Genomic DNA, 24,713 nt, shown 5'->3' on the forward strand with positions numbered 1-24,713 from the left:
CCGAGGCCGGGGCGGCTTGACGCTCAACCTTTGGCCGGCGAGACGTCCTTGACGTCGACCGGATGCGGCGCCATCTGCAGGTGCAGGCGCTCGCCTTGGTAGCCCGAGTGACGGCGTACCACGTCCATGTCCAGCTCGACCCCGAGGCCCGGCTCGCGGGACGGGATGATGTAGCCGTCTTCCCATTGCAGGGGCTTCTTGAGGATTTCGGCGTGGAAGCCACCCCAGGTGCCGATGCTTTCCTGGATCAGGAAGTTCGGTGTGCAGGCCGCCAGCTGGAAGCTCGCCGCCGCGCCGATCGGGCCGTTGTAGAGGTGCGGGGCGATCTGCGCGTAGTAGGCCTCGGCCATGCTGGCGATCTTCTTGCCTTCGAGCAGGCCGCCGCAGCGTCCGACGTTCATTTGCAGGATCGACGCACCGCCCGCCTGCAGCAGCTTGAAGAACTCGTACTTGGTGGTCAGCCGCTCGCCGGTGGCAATCGGAATGCTGGTCTTGGCCGCGACCTGGGCCATGGCTTCTTCCTGGCCCGGTGGGATCGGCTCTTCGAACCACAGCGGATCGTATTTTTCCAGGCGCTTGGCCAGGCGGATCGCCGACGACGGCACCATCTGCCCGTGGGTGCCGAACAGCAGGTCGCAACGGTTGCCCACCGCTTCACGGATGCGCTTGCAGAAGGTTTCGCAGCGCTCCAGCACCTCCAGCGACAGCTGATGGCCGGAGAACGCGGTGTAGGGGCCGGCCGGATCGAACTTCAGCGCGGTGAAGCCCAGTTGCATGTTCTGCACGGCGCACTCGGCGGCCAGGTCTGGGTCGCTGTAGTCGTACTCGCCCTGGGCGTTGACGGGGTAGAGGTAGGTGTAGGAGCGCAGGCGCTCGTGCACCTGGCCGCCGAGCAGCTCGTAGACCGGCTTGTTCGCGGCCTTGCCGATGATGTCACAGCAGGCCATTTCCAGGCCGCTGACCACGCCCATCATGGTCAGGTCCGGGCGCTGGGTGAAACCGCTGGAGTAGGCGCGGCGGAAGAAGCGCTCGATATGGTGCGGGTCCTGGTCGAGCAGGTAGCGCTCGAACACATCCTCGATGACCGGCACCATGGCGCGCGGATGGAAGGTCGCGGCGTAGATCTCGCCGACGCCCTCGATGCCGCAGTCGGTCTTGAGGGTGACGAACAGCCAGTACATGCCGCCGACATGCGGCGGTGGCACGGCCACCACGTGGGTTTGCAGGGATACGATCTTCATGCTTTGCCCGCCTTGGACTTGATGCGTTTGTTCAGGATGAGGGTGGCGACAACGCCGAGCAGGCCCATCACCACGACGTAGGAGAAGTAGATCTGGTAGCCGAGGAAGCCTGGGAAGTGATCGATGATCCAGCCGTTGAGCAGGGGCAGGAACACGTCAGGCGAGTAGCCGACCAGAGAGATGATGCCGATCGCCAGGCCCGTGACCCGCAGTGGCACCTGGCAGTCGTCGAGGATGGCCCAGTACAGGCCGCGGATGGCGTAGGTCATCAGGCCGATGAAGATCACCAGGAACACCAGCACGCCCAGCACCCGCAGGCTCGGCAGCACGATCAGGCCGATCATGCCGAAGGCGGCGAGGACCATGGCCCAGGCCAGTACGCCGGTCTTGGAGAAGCGGTCACCCAACCAGCCGCCGCCGATGCCGCCCAGCGGGCGCATCCACAGCTTGATGGTGGTGATCAGGCCGGCTGCGGTGGCGCTGAGTCCGAAGCCACCCTCCTGCAGGTAGGCCGAGAAGCTGTAGGTGGCCCAGAAGAAGTGGTAGCCGCAGAACACGATCGCAGTGACCAGCCACAGTTCAGGGATCGCCATCAGGGTGCGCAGGTCGTGCAGCAGGTTGGCCTTTTCGCGGGCCTGCTGGGCGCTGCTCTTGACCTGCGGGTCGCGCACCAGCATCAGCGCCAGGCCCAGGATCACGCAGCAGGCAGCGTAGAAGTGGATGACCCGAGTCAGGCCCACGGCGCTGCCACCGGCACTGTCGGCGACCTTGGCGAACAGGGCGATGGCGATGGTCGCCAGCAGCGCTTCGACCAGGCCACGGCCGCCATCGAGCACGCCGAAGAAGCGGCCTTGTTCGCTGTCACCCGCGATCATCTTGACCCGCTTGATCAGCGAGGCCCAGAAGGTCAGGCCGGTGGTGATGCCAAAGCCGCAGAAGATCGCCAGCAGTGCTTCGAAGCCTGGCAACTGGGCGTACCAGACGCCGAGCAGGCCGGTGCCGACCAGCGAGAAGCTGATCAGGAAACGCGGTGAAATGCGGTCGGCGAGCCAGCCGCTGGGCAGGTAGCTGACCAGGAAGGCGGTGCCGAGGATCGAGTACAGGTAGCCCAGCTCGCTGTTGCTGATCGACAGCGCCTCGAGCATGGTGCTCTGGTACACCTGGCGCAGGTACAGCATCGGGTAGATGGCGCCAGCGGCCAGCACCAGCAGGGCCAGTTGCAGGTAGCGTGAGAAGTTGGCAGAAGTGCTGGGCACGCTGAGCGCCTCGGGGTTTATTGTTTTTTTCATTGTTGTTCTCGTGGGCGGATCTGTCGTTGGGGTTGTCGCAGGGCAGTGGAGCAGGGCACGCAGGCAGCGTGCCCTGCGCGGGTCAGTACTTGAGGACCACCAGGCGGGTCTGGGTGAATTCGAGCATGCCGTGCTTGCCGTCATCGCCGCCCAACCCCGAGCGTTTCCAGCCGGCGTGGTAGCCCTGGTACGGATCGGCAGGCGTGCGGTTGACGTACAGCTCGCCAGCCTCGATGGCGTTGGCCAGCTTCATGGCGCTGCGGTAGTTCTCGCTGTAGAGCACCGACGACAGCCCGAACTGGTGGTCGTTGGCCATGGCCAGGGCCTCGTCGAGGGTGTCGTAGGCCAGTACCGGCAGCACCGGGCCGAAGGTCTCTTCCTGGACGATTTCCATGTCCTGGCGGCAAGCGCTGAGCAGGGTCGCGGGGTAGAAATTGCCTGGGCCCTCGGGCAGGTAGCCGCCGGTTTCGATACGGGCCCCGGCCGCCACGGCGCGCTGCACCTTGGCGTGGATCTCCTCGCGCGAGCCTGCACTGATCAGCGGGCCCATGCAGGCGGCATCCTCGGCGCGGTTGCCGATGCGCACGGCGGCGAACTTGTCGCGCAGCAGGTCAAGGAAGCGCTGGTGCACGCTGGCCTGCACATAGACGCGCTCGATGGCGGTGCACAGTTGGCCGCAGTGGGTGGTCTTGGAGGCGACGATGGCGGCGGCAGCGGCCTCCAGGTCGGCATCGGCCTCGATGATGGCCGGGGTCTTGCCGCCCAGCTCCAGCGAGGGCTTGGCGATGTTGGCCTTGCAGTATTCGAGCACCGTGCGCCCGGCGCGCACGCTGCCGGTGAGGGTGATCATGCCGACCGCCGGCTGGGTGCAGAGGGTGGCGGCGACATCGTGCTGCATGGCCAGGATGTTGATCACCCCGTCGGGCAGTTGTGCCTGTTGCACGGCGCGGGCGATGGCGAAGGCCGACAGCGGGGTGTTGTTGCTTGGGCGCACGACGACGGTGTTACCGGCGATCAGCGCCGGGGCAACCTTGCGCAGCAAGGTGTAGACCGGGTAGTTGAACGGGATCAGGCAGGCGACCACGCCGATGGCTTCGCGCTTGAGCAGGAGGGTTTCGTCGCGGGTGTCGCTAGGGATCACTTCGCCTTCGATGCGGCGTGCCCATTCGGCGTGGTAACGGGTGATCTCGGCGGCGTACAGCGCCTCGTTGCGGGCTTCGCCGGGGGCCTTGCCGGATTCGCAGGCCAGCGCTGCACCGATGTCGTCGGCGCAGGCTTCGAGGGCATCGGCCAGGCGGCGCAGGTGCTGGGCACGCTCGATCGAGGGCAGGGCAGCCCAGCTGCGCTGGGCGCGGCTGGCGGCTTCGACGGCCTGGATCGCCTGGGCAGGGCTGGCGGCGCTGACGTTGCCGACCTGCTCGTCGGTGGCCGGGTCGAACACGCTCAGGGCGGGTTGCTCGGGGGCGACGACGAAGCGACCGTCGATGAAGTTGTGCTCTGTACGCATGAAATTGTCCGCTTGCGGGGTGAACGGGCCCACAAGGGCTGGCGAGCGGGCACGGGGCGGCGCTGGCGCAGCGGTTTTTCTTGTGGGTTATGGCGAACAATTTGTCGCAGGCAGGGACGGGGAACAAACGATTAATGCGTGGGGGTAATGTGCTTTAAATGCATGTTACTTGGGGGGACTGCTTCGCGGGCAAGCGGGGTGCCGAACCGCCACTCCTACAGGTACCCCACCGACTCTGAAATCGGCGCGGTACCTGTGGGCACCTGTCTTGCTCATAAATCCAAGGCCAGCCCAATCCCTGTGGGAGCGGGCTTGTCCCGCGATCACCGGCGTAGCCGGTGCCATGCTCCGCGGTGTTCTTTTCGCGGGTAAACCCGCTCCCACAGGGATTGGGCAGGCCTCAGATTTTTGAGCAAGACAGTTGCTCAACAGGTAACTGGAGCAGTATTCAGAAGTTGCGGGGCTGTTGTAGGCGGTTCGGCGCCGCGACTTGCCCCGCGATGGCGGCGCCGCCTATTCGCAGCCTGCCACCTCGGAGGCGCCGCCCAGGTTGCGCTCGGCCAGCCACACCTCCTGCATCAGCCACTCGCGAAATTGCTCCACATGCACGGGCAGGTGCTGGTCCGGTCGGGTCACGAACCAGTACGACTGATGTCCATCGACCTGCACGTCCAGCACCTGCACCAGTTGCCCGGCAGCCAGCTCCCTGGCGACCATCTGCCGGTCGGCGATGGTGATGCCCAACCCGTCGATGGCGGCGCGGATGGCCATGTCCAGCAGGTCGAATTCATAGCCGCCACGCAGGTCCACGCCCTGGATCCTGGCGGCGTCCAGCCAATGGCGCCAGGTCAGGAAGCGTTGGTCCTCGCGGGCCAGTACATGCAGCAAGGTCATATGGTGCAGGTCGACCCGGCGCTCCTCCTGCTGTGCCAGCAGCGAGGGCGAGCACACCGCGATGTGCCGTTCGTGCATCAGCAGTGAACTGTCCAGGCCATCCCATTCGCCATTGCCGAAACGGATCGCGCAGTCGAGCGTGGCGATTTCCGCGAGGTTGTCCTGCAGCTGGGTCGTCAGCGTCACCTCCAGGCCCGGACACGCCTCACGCAGGCGCCCAAGGCGCGGCAGTAGCCAGCGGCTGGCAAAGGTTGGCGGGGCGTTGAGGCGGATGCGCGTGGGGTGCTGGCGTTGCTGGATGCCGCGTACGGTCAGCTCGATGCGGTCGAACGATTGCTGCAGTGCATTGAGCAGCGTACGCCCGGCGTCGGTGAGCTGCAGGTGATGGTGGCGGCGCTGCAAAAGCGATTCGCCAAGCTGCTCTTCAAGCTGACGCACCTGGCGGCTGACCGCGCTCTGGGTGACATTGAGCAGTTCGGCGGCGCGGGTGAAGCTGCCGGTGCTGCCGGCCACCTCGAAGGCTTTGAGGGCGTTGAGTGCCGGGATCTTGCGTTTCACTCGCCGGGTCTCCTGGTGGGAGTGGGGCCGCACAGCGGCCCGGGGTTTCAGAAGTAATAGCCGATGTTCATGTACAGCTGGTTCTCCCAATGGTCGGTGCCGCCCTGGGCGAGGCTTTCGGTGTAGCTGCTGCCGCCGATGTACGGGTCGTTGCGTCCGTTGAGCCACTCCACCGCGATGTAGAAGCTGCGCACCGAGAACGAGGTGCCGAGGATGAAGCGTTCGGAGCTGTCGAAGCCGCTGGCGGACTTGTCGAAGCGGCTGTAGTTGCCATACAGCGTGACCCCGCTGACCCAGTCGCCGAGAAAGGTGCCGGGCACGCTGTAGCTGAGGTCGCCGACGTACAGGTTACCGCGACTGGCGACGTTGTAGGTGCCGTCGTAGCCACCGAAGGTCACTCGCTCGCTGTTGTCCGGGTTGCGTGGCGACATCTGCTGGCGCGCGGCAAGCATCTGCACGCCCCAGGGGCCGTTCTTGCCCAGGTAGTGCACGCCGATCACATTGCGCCGGCCGTCGTCGTGGGTGTCGCGGTTTTCCAGGCGCGAGGTCAGGCCCGAGATGCCGGCCTCCGATTGCCAGTCGCCGAGCTTGAACGAGCGCGCCAGGCGCGCCACGGCGAGCTGGCGCTCCTGGTTGCGGCTGCCGTTGGCGACATAGTCGTCGGCCGAGGTCACCACGCTGGAGTAGGTGGTGCCGTTGCTGGTGCCGCGGCCAGGCCAGGCGGGGCGTCCGTAGAGACCCAGTTGCAGGTTCCAGTCGCCTTGCTGGTGGATGTACTTGGCGCCCACCGCCTCGACGTCCTCCAGGCCGATCACGTTGCCGAGGGTCTCGTAGAAGGTGCTGCCGAAGTACGGCTGCAGGCCGAAGGGGATCTTGTTCAGGCCGACCTGGACCTGGCGGTTCTCGTCGAACTTGTAGCCGACCCAGGCGTACTCGGCGAACTGGATGTCGCCGACCTTGTCGGTGTACTGGTAGGGGTAGGCCTTGCCATAGAAGCGGTAGCGCACGGCGCCGATCCAGCTGTCCGAATCGTAGTTGGCGCGCAGCATGATGGTGTCCAGGCCGGCCTTGTCGATCTTGCGGTCGGGGTCGTGGTCGAAGCGTGCGCGGATCGCACCGCCGACGTCGAGGTTCTCGGTGATCGGCACGGCGTGGGCGGCGGCGCTGAGGGTCAGCAGGGCGGGAAGCAGGGTGTGACGCAACGGAAGTGCGGGCATGGGTGGAGGCACCTTTGGTGGTTTCTTGTCGTTATTGGGGCCGCTGTGCAGCCCAATCGCGGGGCAAGTTGCAGCGGCGAACCGCCCCTCCCACAGATACAGCGGTGCGCTTAGGAACGGCGCGGTACATGTGGGAGCGGGCTTGTCCCGCGATTGGGGCGACCCTATCCAACGCCCGTGCCCCGGCACAAACGAGCATTACGCAGCGGTAACCCGAGAAAAACGCATGTTTGCAGGCAGTCGCACGCCTGTAGAATCGCCCTACAAAAACAACGATCAGCAGAGCCCCACCATGCGCACCCTGCCGCCTTTGAACATGCTCAAGGTCTTCGAGGAAGTTGCCCGCCACCGCAGCTTCAATCGCGCCGCCGATGCGCTGAACGTCACCCAGGGCGCCATCAGCCGACAGATCAAGCAGCTGGAGGATTACCTGGGCGTGGTGCTGTTCGTTCGGGGGCCGCGCGGCTTGACCCTGACCGACGCCGGCAACGCCCTGGCCCCGCACCTGGGCGAGGCCTTCGATCGCATCGAGCGGGCACTGGAGGCGGTGCGCGTGCCCAATCTGCGCCAGCGTCTGCGCATCCTCGCGCCACCGACCTGGGCCACCCGCTGGCTGTCGCCACGCCTGCGCGGTTTCATGCAGCGCTACCCGGACATCAGCCTCAGCGTCACCAGCCAGCGTGACGACGAACACCCCGGCGAGCTCGATTGCCGCATCCTGTTCAGCCGCGAAGGCGAGGGCACGGGCAATCGCCGTTTGCTGGTGATGGAACGGCACATCGCCGTGGCCAGCCCCGAGCTGTTCCAGGACGGCCGCGAGCCGTGCCTGCGCGATCACCCGCTGCTGCACATTCTCCATGAAGGCCGCCGCCTGCGGGTGTGGGAGAACTGGCTGGCGGCCACCGGGCGCAGCGATGTCGATGCCGACAGCGGTATCGAGTTCAGCACCCTGGACCAAGTGATCCATACCGCGCTGGCCGGCGGCGGCCTGGCGGTGATCGACCGGCAGATGATCGAGCGCGAATTGGCCAGCGGCAGCCTTGTGCCGATCACCCCGGTGGAGGTGATCGGGCCTTATGGCTATTGGCTGGAGGTGCCGGGCGACAAGCGCGGGTTGTCCAAGGTGGAGCGCTTTGCCGATTGGCTGGCAGTGGTGAGCAATCCTTGAGATTGCGGCGGCTTCTTCGCGGGCTTGCCCGCGAAGAAGCCAACACTGTCCGATCAGACCGCCGCCACCTTGCCCGCAGGCGCCGGTTTCTCCTCGCCGCGACAGGCCTCGGCCAACGACAGGCTCTTGGTCTCCGGTGCCCAGGCCATCGACACCAGCGCCCCGAACAGCAGGATCCCGGCGAGGATCGCCATGGTCGGGTTAAGGCCGATCCCAGCCACGCTCACCGGCAACAGGAAGGTACTGATCGCCGATCCCAACCGGCTTGCTGCAGTGGCCAGGCCGATGCCGCTGGCGCGCACTTCGGTGGGGAAGCTCTCGGCCGGGTACACCCCGACCAGGTTGCTCACCGCCGACAGCACCAGGGTGAACAGCCCGAACAGCGCCACCATCGCCCAGGCCATGCTGCTCGGCATCAGCACCAGCAGGAACAGCGCCGCCGCCAGGATCAGGAAGCTGTTGATCAAAAAGCCTCGGCGGCTGAACTTGATGGTGCACCAGATCCCCAGCAGCGCGCCGACGATCAGCAGGGCATTGAGCATCATCTCGGTGCCGAAGCCTTCGGCCAGCCCCATTTTCTGCAGGATCGCCGGCAGGAAGGTGTAGATGGCGAAGTAAGGCATGACGATGCAGATGAAGAACAGGCAGTTGAACGCTGTGCGCTTGCGGTACTCACGGCTGAACAGCGCGGCGAAACCGCTGTGGCTGGGGCGGGCGATTTCGTCGTCGAGCACCACGTTGGTACCCAGGTGCTTGCGCACGATGGCCCTGGCTTCCTCGGCGCGGCCCTGGTGCATCAGCCAGCGTGGCGATTCCGGCGTGCCGATGCGGGCGATGAGGATCATGGCTGCCGGAATGGCCGAGGACGCCAGCATCCAGCGCCAGGCGTCGTCGCCCAGCGGCAGCAGGGCGGTGCCGACGAAGGTCGCGGCGACATAGCCGAAGGTCCAGATCACGCTGAACGAGCCCAGCAGCACGCCACGGTGCTTGCGTGGCGAGAACTCGGCGAGCATGGCGTGGCCGACACTGAAGTCGCCGCCAAGCCCGATGCCGATCAATACCCTGCAGAGGAACAGTTGCGTCGCCGTCTCGACGAAGAACTGCATCACCGAGGCGAGGGTGATCAGCACGAAACTGATCAGGAAAATTTTCTGCCGCCCCAATCGGTCGGAGATCCAGCCGAAGAACAGGCTGCCCAGAAACAGCCCGAGCAGCGCCGAGGCGCCGATCAGTCCTTGCCAGAAAGAGCTCAACTGCATCTGCGGATTGATCAGGGTAAAGGCGATGCCGATCAGGCCGAGGATATAGCCGTCGGTGAAATGCGCGCCGAAGGTCAGACCGGCGATCTTGATATGAAAACGTCCGATCGGCAGGTCGTCGATCTTGATTGTCTGTCCCGTCATGTTGACACCTCGTTGTTATTGTTTGGGTCAGGGGCGTTGCTCTGAGTCGCGCGCGATACGTGTAGACGCGGCACAAGGCCGCGTCTACAGGGCTGGATCAGCTGTTCAGCCCACCCATCAGCACGTACTTGATCTCCAGGTAATCCTCCAGGCCGTACTTGGAGCCTTCGCGGCCCATGCCCGACTCCTTGATGCCACCAAACGGCGCCACCTCGGTGGAGATGATCCCTTCGTTGACGCCGACGATCCCGGCCTCCAGGCCCTCGGCCATGCGCCAGACACGGCCGATGTCGCGGCTGTAGAAGTACGCCGACAGTCCATAGGGCGTGTCGTTGGCCAGGCGCAGGACCTGGGCTTCATCCTGGAAACGGAAGCAGGCAGCCACCGGGCCGAAGGTCTCCTCGTTGGCGATCAGCATCTCTGTAGTGGCTTCGGCCAGCACCGTCGGCTCGTAGAAGGTGCCGCCCAGCGCATGCCGACGGCCACCACAGAGCAGGCGTGCGCCGTGCTCCAGGGCATCGCCCACGTGCTGCTCGACCTTGGCCAGGGCCGCAGCGTTGATCAGCGGCCCTTGCTCGGTCTCGCCCTGCAGCGCCTCACCGACGCGCAAGGCCTGCACGGCTTCGGCGAGCTTGTGGGTGAAGGCTTCGTACACACCGTCCTGGATATAGAAGCGGTTGACGCATACGCAGGTCTGCCCGGTATTGCGGAACTTCGAGGCCATCGCTCCGCGCACGGCGGCGTCGAGGTCGGCATCGTCGAAGACGATGAACGGGGCATTGCCGCCCAGTTCCAGCGACACCTTTTTCAAAGTGTCGGCGGCCTGGCGCATCAGCAGCTTGCCAGTGCGGGTGGAGCCGGTGAACGACAGCTTGCGCACCACCGTGGAGGCCTGCAGGGCGCCACCGATGGCCGGGGCGTCGCCGGAAACGATGTTGAACACACCTGCCGGTACGCCGGCCTGTTCGGCCAGCAGCGCCAGGGCGAAGGCCGACAGTGGCGTCTCTTCGGAGGGCTTGAGGATCAGCGTGCAGCCGGCCGCCAGGGCCGGGCCGACCTTGCGGGTGACCATTGCCAGCGGGAAGTTCCATGGCGTGATCGCCGCCACCACACCGATTGGCTCCTTGGTCACCAGCACCCGCGCGTCGGCCTTGGGCGTAGGAATGACGTCGCCGTACACGCGTCTGCCTTCCTCGGCGAACCACTCGAGAAAGCTTGCTGCATAGGCCACTTCGCCCTTGGCTTCGGCCAGCGGCTTGCCTTGCTCGCGGCTTAGCAGGGTGGCGAGGGCGTCGCGCTGCTCGAGCATCAGCTCAGACCAACGGCGCAGGATCTGCGCACGCTCCTTGGCCAGCTTGCCTCGCCAGGCGGGCAGGGCGCGTTCGGCAGCAGCGATGGCCGCCTGGGTTTCCTCGGCGCCGCCGCGCGGCACCTGGGCGAGGGTTTCACCGGTGGCCGGGTTGAGCACTGGATAGGTGGCAGCGCCACTGAGCCATTGCCCGTCGATGTAGTGACCCGCCTTGAGCAACGTACTCATGCCACCGCCTCCTGGATCGCGAAGTCGCCACGTGGCGGACGACCGACGCGCAGAATGCGCTTGCCGGCGGTGTAGTCGTTGATCAGGTCGCAGGGCGTGTAGTTGCGCTCCAGTTCATACAAGTCTTCTTCGTCCAGGCGCATGTCCAGGGCCGCGAGGGCGCTGTCGAATTGCGCGGTGGAATCGGCGCCGACCAGCATGCTGTCCACGCCCGGGTGTTGCAGGACCCAGGCCTGGGCCACCTGGGCGTTGGACACGCCGTGACGATGGGCCACGCGCTGTACCGAACGGGCGATGGCGAACGAGGCTTCGTCGCTGTACATCTGCTGGGTGAAGAAGTCGGTCTGGTTGCGGGTCGACTGGACGTCGCCAGTGAGCAGGCCGCGGGCCAGCGGGCTGAACACCGAGACGCCCAGGCCCTGGTCGCGGCAGAACGGGATCATCTCGCGTTCTTCTTCGCGGTAGGCGCAGTTGAGCTGCAACTGCATGTTGATCGGCTTGGCCCAACCATGGCGCTCGCAGGCCAGGAGGATTTTCGCCAGTTGCCCGGTGAGCATGGTCGAGACCCCGATGTAACGGGCCTTGCCGGCGCGGACGATATCGTTGAGCGCTTCCATGGTTTCTTCGACGGGGGTGTTCACGTCGAAGAAATGCAGCATGTAGACGTCGAAGTAATCCATGCCGGCGCGCTGCAGCGAGGCGTCGATGCCGTCGAGGATGTGCTTGCGCGAATGGCCACTGGCGTTGATGCCGCTGCGTGTGCCGTAACCGACCTTCGTCGTCACTACCACGTCGTCACGCCGTACCAGGCGCTTGAGGATACGCCCGACCACTTCCTCGCCGACGCCGGCGGAATAGAAGTCGGCCAGGTCGATGAAGTTGACCCCTTTGTCCAGCGCGTGGCGCACGATCGGCTCGCTGGCCGCCTCGTCGAAGATCCACGGCTTCCACTGCGGGGTGCCCATGTTCATGGTGCCGAGGCACAGCTTGGAAACCTGCAGGCCGGAGTTGCCCAGACGAATGTATTGCATGATCGGACCTCAGGCTTTCGGGGTGTAGAAGGGGTTGGCGATCTGATTGACCACATCGGCCAGCTGCGCACGCGCCGGCAGGCCCTGGAGGGCGGCGCGGATCGCGGTGCGGCAGGCGTTGTAGTTGTTCAGGTAGACGGCATCGAGATCGTCGCAGGCCGGATTGACCCAGTTGGCGGTGACGATGGCCCATTCATCCTCGGCTTCGGCCGGCAGGGTGCCGTCGAGCAAGGCTTCGGTGACCGCCTTGGCGATACCGGCCTGGGACGCCCCCCACGTGGCGTTGGCGTGCAGGTCGCCGGCGATCACCGCCTTGTTGACGTACAGGGTCATGGGTTTGACCGGGATGTTCGGCTGGGCGATGACCATGAACGGGCAGTGGCCCTGGCTGGGAGACGCCAGGCTGTTGGCGAAGGCCTGGCCGGCCGGGCCGTTGCGTGGCCCCATCATGATGTTGATGTGCGCGGCGTTGACGCCGGGACCTTCGAAACCTTCGCCGATGTACAGGGCAAGTTGCTTCATGACAAAACCTCGATCACTCACTGGATGAACGAAGCCTCGGCGGCGCCTGCCGCGCGAGGCGCGAAATCAGGTGCTCGGCACGCAACAAGGGCGAAGGGATAGCTGCAATGCAGGCATGGCGCGACGCTCTTTGTTGTTTTTGGGCGAGCAGTGCTGGCGGTCGCCAGTCGTGAGGATTTTTATCAGGCCGGCGTGGGGAGGCAGTAGGGAGAAGAAATCAAGAGGGTATGAGGGCAGGTCATAGCTGTGCAGCGGGCCTTGTACGAGCCATTGCCTTGAAGACCAGCGCAGGCCATTGGAGCTCCCACATGAGCTCCACATGGATTGCGCTGGTTTGCGGTTTTCGAGCCGCAGGCGGCGAAAGCGCTAGCTGCCGCTGCCGCCCGATCCGGAACCTCCAGATCCACCGGAACCCCCTCCGCCGATGCCGCCGCCGGTACCGCCACTGGTCGAGCCGCTGCGAGTGCCGTCGCCACCAGTGCCATTGGTATCGTTGCGATCGGTTCCACCGCTGCCGGAGCCCATGCCGTCACCCGGCGTGCCGGAGCCACTGCCGGTGCCACTGCCACTGCCGTTGTCCTGCATGGTGCCGCTGCCGTGGGGCTGTTGACCCGGTGCGCGCTGGTCGTTCATGTCGGTGGCTGCCAGGGCCAATGGGGCGGCCGTGGCCAGACACAGTGCGAAGAGACTTGCGTGTATGCGTTTGCCGATCATGGTCGATCTCCTGTCCAAAGGTTTACCCTTGTTAAGGCTTTGGCGCAGTGTCGATGTGCGGATGGATCGACCGGAGGTCGCAGTCACTGGGGTACTTGAATATAGCGCTCGAAGAAATCCAGCGTGGCCAGGTTCTTGTGCTTGGCCTCGAACATGATGTCGAAGCGCTCGATGAACTGCAGGGCATAGCGATTGGTCCAGTCGTTCCACATACGTTCGCTGTGCTGGTAGAGATCGCGCTTGCTGACCTGCTTGAGCAGCATGTTGATCGTCAGTTTTTCCCCGGCGCAAAAGCCCAGTTCCTGCAGGCGCTCGGGTGGTTGCGAGTAGTGCATGGTCGGCCGCACGCCGCGCCAGCTGTCGATGATCCGCGCAACCCGCGGGTCGTGCGGGTCGATGTAGTCATTTTCATGGATCCAGCAGTGATGGATGTCGAGCACCACAGGCGCAAGGTCGGCCAGGGCCAGGCAATCGTCCACGCCATAGGTCTTTTCGTCGTTCTCGAACGTGATGACATTACGCGCCTCCTGCGACAGTCGCGGCCAGACGGCGCGCACGCCCGCTGCACCCAGGCGACCGGCGATATGGATATTGCACTTGAAGTCCTGGAAGCGCCGGCCGTAGCCCATCATGCGGATCATGTCGGCGTGGTACTCGAACTCGGCCAGGCTGTTCTCGACCACTTCGGCGCGGTCCGAGCCGAGCACGCAGTACTGGCCAGGATGGAACGACAGGCGGATGTCGTGCGCTCGGGCGAAATCGCCGATGCGCGCGAAGCGTTGCTCCAGCATCGCCTGGACGGGTGGGTCGCGGTAGAAGGCGGCCACCTCGGGGTGGCTGTACAGCGGCAGCAGGTCGCTGGACAGGCGCATCATGTGCAACATCGCCGGCAGCTCGGCCACATAGCCGAGCAGGCGCAGTTGGGCATCGAGGTTGTGCTCCACCAGCTCCAGCAACTTGGCACGTGCCGCTTCCTGGCTCGCGCCAGACAGCCACCGCAGCGTGGTGGTGCGCGGATTGAAGGCGCGTTCGATGGCCTCCAGCGTCTTGATCGATTGGTCGCGGTGAGGATGGCGGTACTGGCAAGCGAAACCGAGGCGCGGCATGGGACATTTCCTGAAGGGGTACGGTCAGCTTGGACAGCGGCATGGCGGCAAGCGATCCGCGCGATCAGGCCTGGCTCGCTTCCACGCGGTTGCGGCCGCTGCGCTTGGCGACGTAGAGGGCGCGGTCGGCCTGATTCAGGGCCAGCGCCGGATCTTGTTCGTCGCTTGCACAATGCGCGACCCCCAGCGAGATGGTCACCGTACCCACTGGGGCGATCGGTGTTTCGGCGACGATCCGGCGCAGGCGTTCGGCGACATTCATTGCCACGTCCAGGCTGGCACCGGGCAGCAGCATGAGGAACTCCTCGCCGCCGATGCGGCACAGCACATCGCCTTCGCGGCAACAGGTGCGCATCAGCTCGGCCAGCGAGCGCAGTACCTGGTCGCCGATGTCGTGGCCATGCTGGTCGTTGATTCGCTTGAAGTGATCGATATCCAGGACGATGACGCAGAAGCTGCGGTTATCGGCCTGCAGCAGCGACAAGCTCAGGTCCAGGTGACGACGGTTGCCAAGGCCGGTGAGCGGGTCGGTCTGTACATCCCGGTTCAGGCGCCCGATGCGCTCCTGCAACAGGTTCAAACCGAACAGCAGGGCACGCTTGAGCTCGGCGGCCTCGAAATACCAGGCACGCACGGCATGGATGCGTTCGTGAGTGTCGGCCTTGTCCAGGCTGCGGGCGCCGGCAGCCAGTTGCCAGAGTGGTCGGGTGATGGTCAGCGCGAGCCACCACAGGGCAAGGCCGCCGAGCAGGGCAAGCGGTACGGAAATGCCGACCACGTTGAGGATCAGCCGCTGCGACGGTTGCACGGTCTGTGACAGCGGCTGCTGGGCGACGATGCCCCAGCCGCTGATCGGCACCGTGGCGAAGCCTGCGACCATTTCCTTGCCCAGGCTGTTGGTGAACTGTTGGGTGCCGCTGCGCTTTTGGTGCAATTGATTGATCAGCGGGTTGTCATTCACCACCGTGCCCACCCGTTCGGCGTCGGGATGATAGAGCAGGCGGCGGTTGTGATCGACCACGTAGAGGTAGGAGCCATCCTGATAGAAATGTTCGCCCAGCAGGCTGTTGAAGATGTTGTGCTGGCGAAGATAGAGGCTGCCGCCGACATAACCCAGGTAGCGCCCGTCCTTGGCGAAGATCGGCTGCGAGGCGACTACCACCAGGTTGTTGGCCTTGGAAATGAACGGCGTCGAGATCAGCGCCCGGCGCTCACGCAGCGCTTCCAGTGACCCCGGCGTTTCCAGGTGTTGTCCGAGCATGGTGCGCAGGGGCGCGGGCGAGATCGCCCGCAGGACACCTTCGCTGTCGACGAAGAAGGTGGAGTTGAAGGCATTGCTCTGGGCCAGCAGGCGTTCACTTTCGCGTTGCAGGCGGGCCGTGTCGTCAAGCGTCCCTCCACTGGTGTCGGCACTGAACGCGAGCTGCTTGAGCGCGCCCTCCAGGAACAGTTCGGTGATCGAGGCCAGCTTGGCTGCATATACCAGGTTCGATTCCAGGGAGTGATCGATCAGCAGTTGTCGCTGCACCCGATAGCTGGCGAAGTAGCTGGTCAGCAGCATCACCACGGCGGTGAGTGTCGACAACAGGAGGATGAGCGTGCGCAGGTCCAGGCGCAGGCCTTTCTTGGCGTGTGGCAATCCGGAACTCACTGGGAAGTCGATTTGCGCAACATTACTCGGAATGCGTGCAGTCAGCTACGGGGCGAAACGAACGGGCCGCCAGCGGGTTTCATTTGCCGGGTGCGCTCAGCTCCGACAGTTCGTCTTCCACCTGCTGCATGCGCTCTTCAGCCAATGCCTGTACGTGTTTGTCCTGCGCTGTGGCGCGCATCAAACCGGTCAGTTTCTCGCTCAGGCGCTTGCCTTCCTCGCTCTCGCCCAGCTGCCGGGCTTTCTGCGGGTCCTGGGTGGCGGCAACGATGGTGTCGAACTCGGCATCGCTGAAGTTCTTCTCGCTGTAGAGCTTGAACAGGTCCTTGCGTTGGTCCTCGACGGTCAGGTGCTTGCGCAGCACGTCCTTGATCTTGTCCTGCGGCACCTGCGGGTGGGTCATCGCCAGCAGTTGGGCCATGCGCTCGATGTTGTGGTCGTAGGCTTCCTGCAACGGCAGGTTGGCCAGGATCCGCTCTTCGCGGGTGGGTTTCTGGTCGCAGGCGGCGAGGGTGGCGAGCAACAGCAAGGGCAGCAGCAGTTTCGGCAGGCGAGGCATGGGGGTGGCTCTGGAGGTTCGAGGGAAGTGAGTTTACTGCAAGGCCCGCAGGCGCGGCAGTGTGGGAAAGGTCGTGGGCAAGTGTCCTGCGCTGCCAGGTAGCGGCTCAACACCGCGTTTTTGACGTGGGGCCTGTTGCGCTCGGTTAATACGGGCCGTACCGACCAAGGAGACCTCCATGCATATCGACCACTTGATTAGTGGCATCGTGCCAGTTCTGCCCTTCGCTTCGTCCGAAGACGCCCAGGCGTTTCTATCGAACCTGGAGGCCGAGGATCAGATTGCCCTGATCTCGGCGCTGTACTTCGGCCGCTCGCATCTTCACAGCGATACCGTCAACGAAGACTACCTGCCCTACCTGCTTTCCGGTGACATGAACCGGTTCTGGGAACAGGGCAATGTCGCACCGAGCGACTTTGCCACCGTCCTTTATGAAAAGGGCAGCAACCTGGTCAGTTACTACGACGCGTTCATCCGCGCAACCGACGGATCGGGCTACGACCGTTCGAACTACTGAACCCTGGGTCGCCCGGGATCAGTCCTTCATCGGATTGCGCAAGCGCACCCAGACGATCGCGGGCAACGCCATCAGCAGCCATTTGAGGTACTGGTTCACGCCAAAGTGTTCGCAGAGCGTGCCGATGGCCGTGCAGAGCACGACCACCACCACGAACTGAATCATCCTGTTCATCTCGGGGTTTCCGTCGTTGGGAGCGGCGATGGTAAACGATTCGGGCGCTTTCGCTCACAGATACTTGAGCCAGCGAATGTCACGGCGGCGGGCCTTGAATCCGGCGAACTGCCGCACCGGCCAGTACAGGGCGGCGGCCAGCAACGCTGCAACCAGCCACAGTGCGCCCACGCTATCGAAACCGAAGTACTCGCCCTGGTTGTGCCCGAACAGGCCGACGCTTGCCAGGTAGAGGGCTTTCAGTGCGTAAAGGTGCAGCAGGTAGAAGAACATCGGTGCACTGCCGAACACGGTCAGCACGCTGATCCAGCGTGCCTGGCCGGCGCGTTCGAAAGCTCGCAGCAGCAACAGGCCGACACCCAGTGTCAGCAGCAGGAACAGCAGCGACGGTGGGTACTTGGTGATGTTGAACAGGCTCATCAGGGTCTGCGTCAGAGCGGGGTAGAGCTGCCACTGGGCCTCGCCGTAGCCGTTGAGCAGACGCAGCGCGACGAAACCCACCAGCGCAGCGCTACCGACGAACAACAACTGACGCTGGCGCTTGGCGGTATCGCTGCCACGCGCGAACCATGGCCCCAATGCATAGCCCACGGCGATCACGCCGATCCAGGGCAGCAGTGGATAGGAGGTCCGCAGGCGCAGGTTCTGCGACACCTCGAGCCAGCCGCGATCATGCAGAATCGCCCAGGGTGCGTGCAGCAGCGTACCGGGGGCAAAGTGCAGGCCGTCGAGCAGGTTGTGGCCGGCGATGATGATTACACCCAGGGCCATCAGCAACGGGCGCGGCAGCCACACCAGCAGCGACAGGACGATCATGCTCAGGCCGATGGCCCAGATCACTTGCAGGTAGATCACGCTGGGCGGCAACTGGAAGGTCCAGGCGAAGTTGACCAGGGTGAACTCCAGCACCACCAGGAACAGCCCGCGCTTGAACAGGAACGCCGAGACATCGCCCAGGCCCTGGTGTTTTTCGCCATAGAGCCAGGCGCTCAAGCCGGTCAGCAGGACGAACACCGGGGCACACAGATGAGCGAGGGTGCGGCTCGCGAACAGCGCGGGCTCGGTGGCGTCGATGGTCATCGGGTCGCTGACCTGGCGATGCAGGAAGAAGGTTTCGCGCACGTGGTCCAGTAGCATGAACAAGATGACCAGGCCGCGCAGGGCGTCGATGCTGTGCAGGCGGGAAGAGGGTGGAGTGGATGGCATGGGGCTTTAGCTGAAGTTGAGTTGATTTTGGAATGTTATCTTATATCTCTATTGTTGGGGTGATTTGCCGGGCCCTATCGCGGGACGAGCCCGCTCCCACAGGATCAGTGAAGAACCTGTGGGAGCGGGCTGGTCCCGCGATAGGGCCGGCACTTACAACCAAACAGCATCCCAGTGCGAATACTCCCGCACACTCCCAACCAGCCCCGCACGCAGCGGGTTGGAAACGATGTACCGCGCCACGGCCTGAACATCCTCCTCCCTGCGGATAGCCCTGTCCTGGTACCCAGGCTGCCAGATCCGCCCTGTACCCCCACCTGTCTGGTAAAGCGCATGACTGGTCCTGGACTTGAACCTGCGCATCAACGCCCCTAGTGTCCCAGTGCGCAACTCGATCAGCCAGTGGAGATGATCCGGCTCACAACCCAGGCCAGAGAGCGACATGACTGTTCCTCTTCGGCGTGACGCAGTTGCTGGACGACTGCACGTGCCGGACGCAGAAACTGGAAAAAAGGCTGGCGGGAGCGCGTGACGGTAGTGAGCAGATAGATTCTGCCGGGCTCGGAAAAGCGGCCACGGCGCAACAGGCTGGAATGAGGGCGATCCATGCTTTCTCCTTGAACATTCTTTCTTTGCTCAAGGTAGCGAGGCTGTGGCTGGTTGCCCGGGAGATTTTTTGCTGAATGTGCCGGCCCTATCGCGGGACGAGCCCGCTCCTACAGGTGCTCCACCAGTCTTTAGGAGGGTGGTTACCTGTGGGAGCGGGCTGGTCCCGCGATAGGGCCGGCGAGGCCTACGGCATCAGAAGCTGTAGTCCACCGTTGCGAAGTACGAGCGTGGCGCGCCCAACAGCCATTGTTCGCCACTGTGCGCGGCAACCACGTAGTCGCGGTTGAACAGGTTGTTCAACTGCAGGCCCAGGCGTACGTCGGGCAGTACCTGCCAGCCGAGATTGGCATCGACCACGGTGTAGCCGGGGACGCTGTAGGCGTTGGCGGTGTCGGCATAGCGCTGGTCGACGTAGCGCAGGCCGATGCCGGCGTCGACGGTCTGGCCGAAGCCCTTGTTGAGCCAGAGGTTGGCGGTGCGGCGCGGAACGTTGGCGGGGCGGTTGCCGGCGCGGTCCTGGGCGATGCCGCCGACGATCTCGTCGAAGTCATCGTACTTGGCGCGGACCACCGAGGCGTTGGCCGATACCTGCCATTGATGGCCCAGATCCAGCTCAAGCGCGGCTTCCAGGCCGTCGGAGGTCTGCTGGCCGGCCTGCTGTTTCTCATGGCTGATCGGGTCGTCGACCAACAGCTTCTTCTTGACGATGTGATACGCCGCCAGGGTCCATTCACCACGCCCATCCCAGAAGCGCTGCTTGAGCCCCAGCTCGGTCTGCTTCGATTCGGTCAGGTCGTAGTTGATCTGGCTCGGGCTGAGGCTGATCAGGTTGCTCACCCCGTCTTCGCTGGTGGAGTACTGGCCGTACAGCGACAGATTGTCGGTTACCGCGAATACCAGGCCGGCGCGCCAGTTGCCGCCTTGCAGGCTGCGGTCGACTCGCGTGTCGTTGGTCAGGTTGTCACGGTCTATGTGGTTCTGGTCGCGGCGGATACCGGTCACCAGCGACAGGCGATCGGTCAGTTGGGTACGGTTCTCGGCGAACAGGGCGAAGGTGTGGGTGGTCGAGAGGGTTTGCGGACGTGTGACGTTCTGGCTCTGGAACCCGCCCGGTGCCGGACTCCAAGGATCGACGTAATCGCCGCCGACATCGTTGTACGGCGAGTTGCTGTCGACATTGAAACGGATCTTGTTGTACTCGGCACCGACCACGGTCGTGCTGTTCAGCCCGAACAGCGAATGATCGAAGGTGAAGCTCTGGCGGTCGCCGATCTGCTCCTGGTTGTGCTTGATCTCCAGGTAGCTTGCCCGCTCCAGCTGCTCGCGGGTCGGATCCCAGGTGTAGTCCTCGGCATTGCGCCAGTGCCGACGGCTCTTGATGTAGTACAGCTGGTTGCTGGCCGTGACGCTGTCGCTGAGGGTCCAGTCGGTGTTGAAGCGGGTCCATTCGTCGTGGTAGCGCTGCACGTCGTTCTGGATGTTGTAGTTCTTCTTGCGCAGGCTGTCGCGCAGGTGGCCGTCGATCAGCGGCGTGCCAAAGTAGTTCGAGGGCTGTGCGTCGCCACGCTCATGGGCGAGGGTGAAGCTCAGGTCGTCGGTGGCATCGAAGCGCAAGGCTGCACTCAAGGCCAGGCTGCGCGAATCGGTGCGGTCGACCCAGCCATTGCCTTCCTGCTTGTTCACGGTCACGCGGTAGCTGAGGCGCTCGCTCAGGCTGCCGCCGCTGTCCAGCCCCAGTTGCTGGCGATCCCATGAGCCATAGCCCAGGCGCAGGTGGTTGCGGATCTCGCCGGCGAAGGGTTTTTTCGGGATCACGTTGATCACAGCGCCCGTGGCGCCTTCGCCATAAAGCACCGAGGCGGGGCCGCGGATCACATCGATGCGCTCGACCATCCACGGGTCGACCGGGAAGGTCTGGGTGCCGGCGCCGGTGTACAGGCGCGAGCCGTCGAACAGTGTCATCACCGAGGCGTGTCCGGTGAAACCACGGGCGGAGAGGGCGGTGTTGCCGTTGCCCGGGGTGCCGACGGAGGTGATGCCGGGCGATCGGGTCACTGCATCCTGCACCGTGAGGTTGGCGCGCTGCTGGATCTGCTCGGCGGTGATGCTGGTGGTGCTAGCCGGGGTTTCCAGGGCGCTGAGGTTCAGGCGCGAACCGGCTTGGGTAGGGGTTGCCAGGTCGACGATCTGTTCGTCGCGGGTCTCGGTGATCGCCGTCGAGGGCAGGTCGAGGACCTTGCCTTGCGGCTGCTCGGCCAGCGCCGGCAGGGACACGGCCATGCAGGCGGCCAGAGTTTGAAGCTTGAAGTGTCGGGACATGTCGTTCCACGGGTTCAGGAATGAATGGATCCCGGTGGAAACAACGCAAAGACGAGCAGACACGCACGCAGGCGCGCACGCGAACACCGGCCTGCGCCCGCCCACCGCGGGTTTGCCAACAGAAGCGTCAGGCCGGTCTCCGGGCTTGCGAGGGTCGTGAAGCCTTCACCTTCCCATGCATGAGCACAGTGGTGTGTCGAAGGATTCGCTCGCTTACCGTTGCGGGGGCAGCGCCGGACTTGTCTGCAAAGACGCACCGGCTTCCCGTTTCACCCTGCGCACGGCGGCGCAGGACACCTGAAACTGGCGGCATCTGACCATCGAACGCAGGGGGAGTCAATCGTTTGGATAGGCGAAAAAACGTGATGGGCTGCAGGGTTGCGCGTTTTTATTAGATTTTTTTCGAACTTTTCCGACTGACGTTGTCTCGAACCGCTCGTTCGCCCTTTTTATTCAACGTCATGGAGACTTTTGCGAATGTTTACTGGAAAACTGCTGCGTCACACTTGCGCCCTGGCCCTGCTCGGCGCGCCGTTGGCAGCGATGGCAGCCCCCAGCACCGAGCCCCTGTTCACCTTCGGCCTGCTCGGTTCCTACGACAAGTTCAAGTTCGAAGGCGGCGGCGACTCCGACAAGGAGCACCTGGGCCAAGGCGGTGTGTTCGCCAACTTCGGCAACAAGATGACGGCCGAGTCCGGCTTCATCTACCAGATCGGTGCCGAAGCCAAGTATGGCAAGAAGAACGACAACAAGCTCAAGGAGGCGCAGGCCGACCTCGACCTTGGCTGGCGTGCCGCGCTGGATGCGCGCAACTTCGTCGACGTGATCGTCGGTGGCGGTTACAGCTGGACCCGTTTTGAGCCCGAGATCAACGACCTGGACACCAAGTTGACCTACAAGTCGCCGTTCGCCAAGGCCGCGCTGGGTTACAACCACCAGTTCGATGCCTCGACCCTGCGTGTCGAAGTCGGTGCTCGTCACACCATCGATGGCCGTGCGCGCTTGAAGGTCGACGACTTTGGCAGCGACAGTGTCGACATGAAGGACCGCACCAACCCGTATGCCGAAGTCACCCTGCTGATGAACCAGCAAGGCAGCATGCCGATCCAGGCGGGCGTGTACTACACCCGTACCGAGTACAAGATCGACGAGGACTCGCCGGTTGCCGACAACAACAAGCTCAAGCGTGACGAGTTTGGCGTGAAGGTCGGCCTGGCGTTCTGATGCCTTCGATGGTTGTACGCCGTTTGTAAGGGCAGCCTCGTGCCGCAATCTCGGCACGAGGATTCCCCTGCAGGCTCAAGGGCGCCTAGCGGCCCCGGCGCCGCGATACCCGCGCCTCGATGTTCTTGCGTCCGATCAGCAGCGCCGGTTTCTCGGTCACCGGCTCATCGGCCAGCCACTTGTACATCACCAGACAATCCACCAGCCCCAGTGCTGCATGACGAAAAGCCTTGGGCAGGCGCCCGACGGTCTCGAAACCGAGCTTGTGCCACAGCCCCACGGCCACCTCGTTGCTCGCCACTACCGAATTGAACTGCAAGGCCAGAAAACCCTCCTGGCGCGCCAGCTTCTGCGAGTGCTCGCACATCAGCCGTGCCACGCCACGTCCGCGTGAACGGGGTGTGACCATGTATCCGCAATTGCCCACGTGCGCGCCCGGGCCGGCGGCATTGGCCTTGAGGTAGTAGGAACCGAGCGGCTCGCCATCCTCTTCGGCCACCAGGGTGTGCAACGGAAACTCCAGCCACAGCGTGCGCGCCTGCTCCTGCGACATCTGCGGGTCGTATGCGTAGGTTTCGCGCGCCTGGACGATGGCCTGGAAGGTCGGCCAGAAACGCTCGAAGTCTTCCGGGGTCATTGGGCGAATGTGGATCATGTCGGTTCCTGCTCGGGCTGGGCCGGCAAGTCTGGGTGGATGGGCGCCGTCATGCAAGGGCTGTGGCGCCCAAAAGCGTCAACTGCCGGCCTTGCCGACCGCATCCAGCGCCCGTGCCGAATACACCAGGGCGGCGCCCGCGTTCATGGCCACGGCCACGCCGAGGGCTTCGGCGATTTCCTCGCGGGTCGCACCGTGCTTGACCGCCTGCTGCGAATGCACGGCGATGCAGCCGTCGCAGCGAGTGGTCACCGCCACGGCCAGGGATATCAGCTCGCGGGTCTTGGCGTCGAGGTGGTTGGTCTTGGCGCCGGCAGCGCTGGCGGTGGCGTAGCCGGCCACGGTGTCGGGGGACAGCTGCTTGAGATCGCCGATGCCGGCCATCAACTGCTTACGGTAGGCGTCCCAGTCCATCATGCTCATCGTCTTCACCTTGTCAGGTTGGCAACAGGAGCTTTCAGGCTAGTCGAAGATGGGGGGAAGGGCAGGCCTCGTCACCGAGGGGCAAAGAGGCCGCAGGACGTGTCAGATGTAGATGAACAGCAGCACCAGTGCCGCCACCACGGCCCATTTCTCGAGGTAGTAGCGGGTGCGGTTGCGCTTCTTCATGGCCTTGCCACGTTCACGGATCTTGTAGATGCGCGTGAACAGTCGATTGATGCCGCCAGTCTTGTCGTTGGCATCGTTGGGCGCGGCTGCCGCGGCCATGACGTTGCGGCTGAACCAACGGTTGAAGGCGCTTGCCCAGCGGTACTTCAACGGGCGCTCGACGTCGCAGAACAGGATGATACGGTTGTGCTCGGTGGTATTGGCCGCGTAGTGGATGTACGTCTCGTCGAAGATCACCGCCTCGCCGTCGCGCCAGGAATACTTCTCGCCGTCCACATCGATGTAGCAACCATCGTCGTTCGGTGTGTCCAGGCCCAGGTGGTAACGGTAGGAGCCGGCATAGGGGTCACGGTGACGAACCAGCTTGGCTCCCGGCGGCAGGGTGGCGAACATCGCCGCCTTGACCGTGCCGATACCTTGCAGCAGTTCGGTCGTGCGTGGGCACAGGGTCATCGCCGAAGGGTGGCTCTCGCCGTACCACTTCAGATAGAAGCGCTTCCAGCCGGTCTTGAAGAACGAGTTGAAGCCAACGTCATCGTAGTTGTCGGATTTTTTGATCTCGCCGGCGTGCAGCAATTGCTGGGCTTCTTCGCGGATTTCCTGCCAGTGGTCCTTGAGCGGCTGCAGCTCAGGGAACGACTCGACGGGCAAATAGGGCTTGGCCGGGTGCTTGGAGAACAGGTACAGGAAACTGTTGACCGGGGCGAGGAAGCTCGAGTGGTCGCCCAGCTGGCGAGTCAGCTTGTGGCGAACGCGACCGCGCAGGTGAACATAGGCGATCGAGAGGACGAAGATCAGTACGAGTGCAATTTTCATGGACGGTTACTTGTCGAATAAAAATGGCCATGCGCCATGGCTGTAGCCCGCCAGCATAAACAATCGTGTCGCCAGTTTGTACTTATTGTTAAGTCATCGCTGATGGACGAAGGTGGAATGCCCTGCAAGCTGCGCAAACGATTCAACCCTGGCAGCGTTTGAACCTGCATGCCCTTCAGCCTCGAGG

At 64.0% G+C, this 24,713-nt stretch carries 22 protein-coding genes, 1 pseudogene and 1 riboswitch; of the genes and pseudogenes, 3 read left to right on the top strand and 20 right to left on the bottom strand.

From position 1 onward, the window contains the following. Positions 1-23: 23 nt before the first annotated feature. The 5 genes from ACNFHO_RS02640 to ACNFHO_RS02660 all read right to left on the bottom strand — a co-directional run bounded on the left by ACNFHO_RS02640 (position 24) and on the right by ACNFHO_RS02660 (position 6,706). On the bottom strand, positions 24-1,241 hold the full coding sequence (locus ACNFHO_RS02640; protein WP_416765103.1) for a mandelate racemase/muconate lactonizing enzyme family protein: 1,218 nt from the start codon (positions 1,239-1,241) through the stop codon (positions 24-26). Continuing rightward, positions 1,238-2,530 (bottom strand): MFS transporter, encoded by a 1,293-nt coding sequence (locus tag ACNFHO_RS02645; protein WP_416765105.1) that lies wholly within the window; start codon positions 2,528-2,530, stop codon positions 1,238-1,240. The genes ACNFHO_RS02640 and ACNFHO_RS02645 overlap by 4 nt, the downstream gene beginning before the upstream one ends. Positions 2,531-2,612: 82 nt before the next feature. Further along, the gene (gene aldA, locus ACNFHO_RS02650) at positions 2,613-4,037 is read right to left on the bottom strand and encodes an aldehyde dehydrogenase (protein WP_416765107.1); all 1,425 of its coding nucleotides are present in this window, start codon (positions 4,035-4,037) and stop codon (positions 2,613-2,615) included. Positions 4,038-4,550: 513 nt separating this feature from the next. Beyond that, a complete protein-coding gene (locus ACNFHO_RS02655; protein ID WP_416765109.1) occupies positions 4,551-5,489 on the bottom strand; it encodes a LysR substrate-binding domain-containing protein in 939 nt (312 codons plus the stop codon). A 47-nt stretch (positions 5,490-5,536) separates the two neighbouring features. Further along, entirely contained in the window at positions 5,537-6,706 is a 1,170-nt protein-coding gene (locus ACNFHO_RS02660; RefSeq protein WP_416765111.1) for a porin, read from the bottom strand. Positions 6,707-6,998: 292 nt separating this feature from the next. Between ACNFHO_RS02660 and ACNFHO_RS02665 the strand changes: the two genes are divergently transcribed. After that, positions 6,999-7,874: a LysR substrate-binding domain-containing protein gene (locus tag ACNFHO_RS02665; RefSeq protein WP_125929716.1), complete on the top strand. Its 876-nt coding sequence runs from the start codon at positions 6,999-7,001 to the stop codon at positions 7,872-7,874. Between the two features lie 53 nt (positions 7,875-7,927). Here ACNFHO_RS02665 and ACNFHO_RS02670 read toward each other — a convergent pair whose 3' ends face one another. From ACNFHO_RS02670 to ACNFHO_RS02705, 8 genes are all read right to left on the bottom strand, one after another. Continuing rightward, positions 7,928-9,277: an MFS transporter gene (locus ACNFHO_RS02670; RefSeq protein ID WP_416765113.1), complete on the bottom strand. Its 1,350-nt coding sequence runs from the start codon at positions 9,275-9,277 to the stop codon at positions 7,928-7,930. 97 nt (positions 9,278-9,374) lie between these two features. Continuing rightward, positions 9,375-10,814 carry an NAD-dependent succinate-semialdehyde dehydrogenase gene (locus ACNFHO_RS02675; protein ID WP_063545142.1) on the bottom strand — a complete coding sequence of 480 codons (1,440 nt, stop codon included), beginning with the start codon at positions 10,812-10,814 and terminating at the stop codon, positions 9,375-9,377. Then, positions 10,811-11,845: an aldo/keto reductase gene (locus ACNFHO_RS02680; protein WP_416765115.1), complete on the bottom strand. Its 1,035-nt coding sequence runs from the start codon at positions 11,843-11,845 to the stop codon at positions 10,811-10,813. The genes ACNFHO_RS02675 and ACNFHO_RS02680 overlap by 4 nt, the downstream gene beginning before the upstream one ends. Before the next feature lie 9 nt (positions 11,846-11,854). Beyond that, entirely contained in the window at positions 11,855-12,367 is a 513-nt protein-coding gene (gene fae / locus ACNFHO_RS02685; protein ID WP_054895590.1) for a formaldehyde-activating enzyme, read from the bottom strand. A gap of 366 nt (positions 12,368-12,733) precedes the next feature. Then, positions 12,734-13,081, bottom strand: a complete 348-nt coding sequence (locus ACNFHO_RS02690; RefSeq protein ID WP_112898455.1) for a hypothetical protein — start codon at positions 13,079-13,081, stop codon at positions 12,734-12,736. A gap of 83 nt (positions 13,082-13,164) precedes the next feature. Continuing rightward, positions 13,165-14,187, bottom strand: coding sequence for a UV DNA damage repair endonuclease UvsE (gene uvsE, locus ACNFHO_RS02695; protein ID WP_416765118.1), 1,023 nt, complete (start codon positions 14,185-14,187; stop codon positions 13,165-13,167). A gap of 64 nt (positions 14,188-14,251) precedes the next feature. Next, complete coding sequence (locus ACNFHO_RS02700; RefSeq protein WP_416765408.1) at positions 14,252-15,826, bottom strand: sensor domain-containing diguanylate cyclase; 1,575 nt, start codon at positions 15,824-15,826, stop codon at positions 14,252-14,254. Between the two features lie 91 nt (positions 15,827-15,917). Then, positions 15,918-16,397 carry a hypothetical protein gene (locus ACNFHO_RS02705; RefSeq protein WP_063545136.1) on the bottom strand — a complete coding sequence of 160 codons (480 nt, stop codon included), beginning with the start codon at positions 16,395-16,397 and terminating at the stop codon, positions 15,918-15,920. A 178-nt stretch (positions 16,398-16,575) separates the two neighbouring features. Between ACNFHO_RS02705 and ACNFHO_RS02710 the strand changes: the two genes are divergently transcribed. After that, a complete protein-coding gene (locus tag ACNFHO_RS02710; RefSeq protein WP_112898452.1) occupies positions 16,576-16,914 on the top strand; it encodes a hypothetical protein in 339 nt (112 codons plus the stop codon). Between the two features lie 18 nt (positions 16,915-16,932). On the opposite strand, the gene ACNFHO_RS02715 is transcribed toward ACNFHO_RS02710, so the two are convergent. The 4 genes and pseudogenes from ACNFHO_RS02715 to ACNFHO_RS02730 all read right to left on the bottom strand — a co-directional run bounded on the left by ACNFHO_RS02715 (position 16,933) and on the right by ACNFHO_RS02730 (position 21,222). Then, on the bottom strand, positions 16,933-17,088 hold the full coding sequence (locus ACNFHO_RS02715; RefSeq protein ID WP_153773843.1) for a hypothetical protein: 156 nt from the start codon (positions 17,086-17,088) through the stop codon (positions 16,933-16,935). 54 nt (positions 17,089-17,142) lie between these two features. After that, entirely contained in the window at positions 17,143-18,294 is a 1,152-nt protein-coding gene (locus tag ACNFHO_RS02720; RefSeq protein ID WP_416765120.1) for a DUF1624 domain-containing protein, read from the bottom strand. Between the two features lie 153 nt (positions 18,295-18,447). Continuing rightward, positions 18,448-18,902, bottom strand: a pseudogene (locus tag ACNFHO_RS02725) (REP-associated tyrosine transposase). 193 nt (positions 18,903-19,095) lie between these two features. Beyond that, positions 19,096-21,222: a TonB-dependent receptor gene (locus ACNFHO_RS02730; RefSeq protein ID WP_416765121.1), complete on the bottom strand. Its 2,127-nt coding sequence runs from the start codon at positions 21,220-21,222 to the stop codon at positions 19,096-19,098. A 112-nt stretch (positions 21,223-21,334) separates the two neighbouring features. After that, a riboswitch (cobalamin riboswitch) is annotated at positions 21,335-21,538 on the bottom strand. A 161-nt stretch (positions 21,539-21,699) separates the two neighbouring features. Here ACNFHO_RS02730 and ACNFHO_RS02735 point away from each other — a divergent pair. Further along, positions 21,700-22,446 (top strand): outer membrane beta-barrel protein, encoded by a 747-nt coding sequence (locus ACNFHO_RS02735; RefSeq protein ID WP_054890880.1) that lies wholly within the window; start codon positions 21,700-21,702, stop codon positions 22,444-22,446. Between the two features lie 85 nt (positions 22,447-22,531). On the opposite strand, the gene ACNFHO_RS02740 is transcribed toward ACNFHO_RS02735, so the two are convergent. The 3 genes from ACNFHO_RS02740 to lpxO form a co-directional block, all read right to left on the bottom strand. Continuing rightward, complete coding sequence (locus tag ACNFHO_RS02740; RefSeq protein WP_416765122.1) at positions 22,532-23,101, bottom strand: GNAT family N-acetyltransferase; 570 nt, start codon at positions 23,099-23,101, stop codon at positions 22,532-22,534. Positions 23,102-23,179: 78 nt separating this feature from the next. After that, a complete protein-coding gene (locus ACNFHO_RS02745) occupies positions 23,180-23,524 on the bottom strand; it encodes a carboxymuconolactone decarboxylase family protein (protein ID WP_054890878.1) in 345 nt (114 codons plus the stop codon). A 102-nt stretch (positions 23,525-23,626) separates the two neighbouring features. Beyond that, a complete protein-coding gene (lpxO, locus tag ACNFHO_RS02750; RefSeq protein ID WP_054890877.1) occupies positions 23,627-24,526 on the bottom strand; it encodes a lipid A hydroxylase LpxO in 900 nt (299 codons plus the stop codon). Positions 24,527-24,713: the final 187 nt, after the last annotated feature.

Source organism: Pseudomonas sp. NY15374, from assembly GCF_048068255.1.
GTDB classification, from domain to species: Bacteria; Pseudomonadota; Gammaproteobacteria; order Pseudomonadales; family Pseudomonadaceae; genus Aquipseudomonas; species Aquipseudomonas machongensis.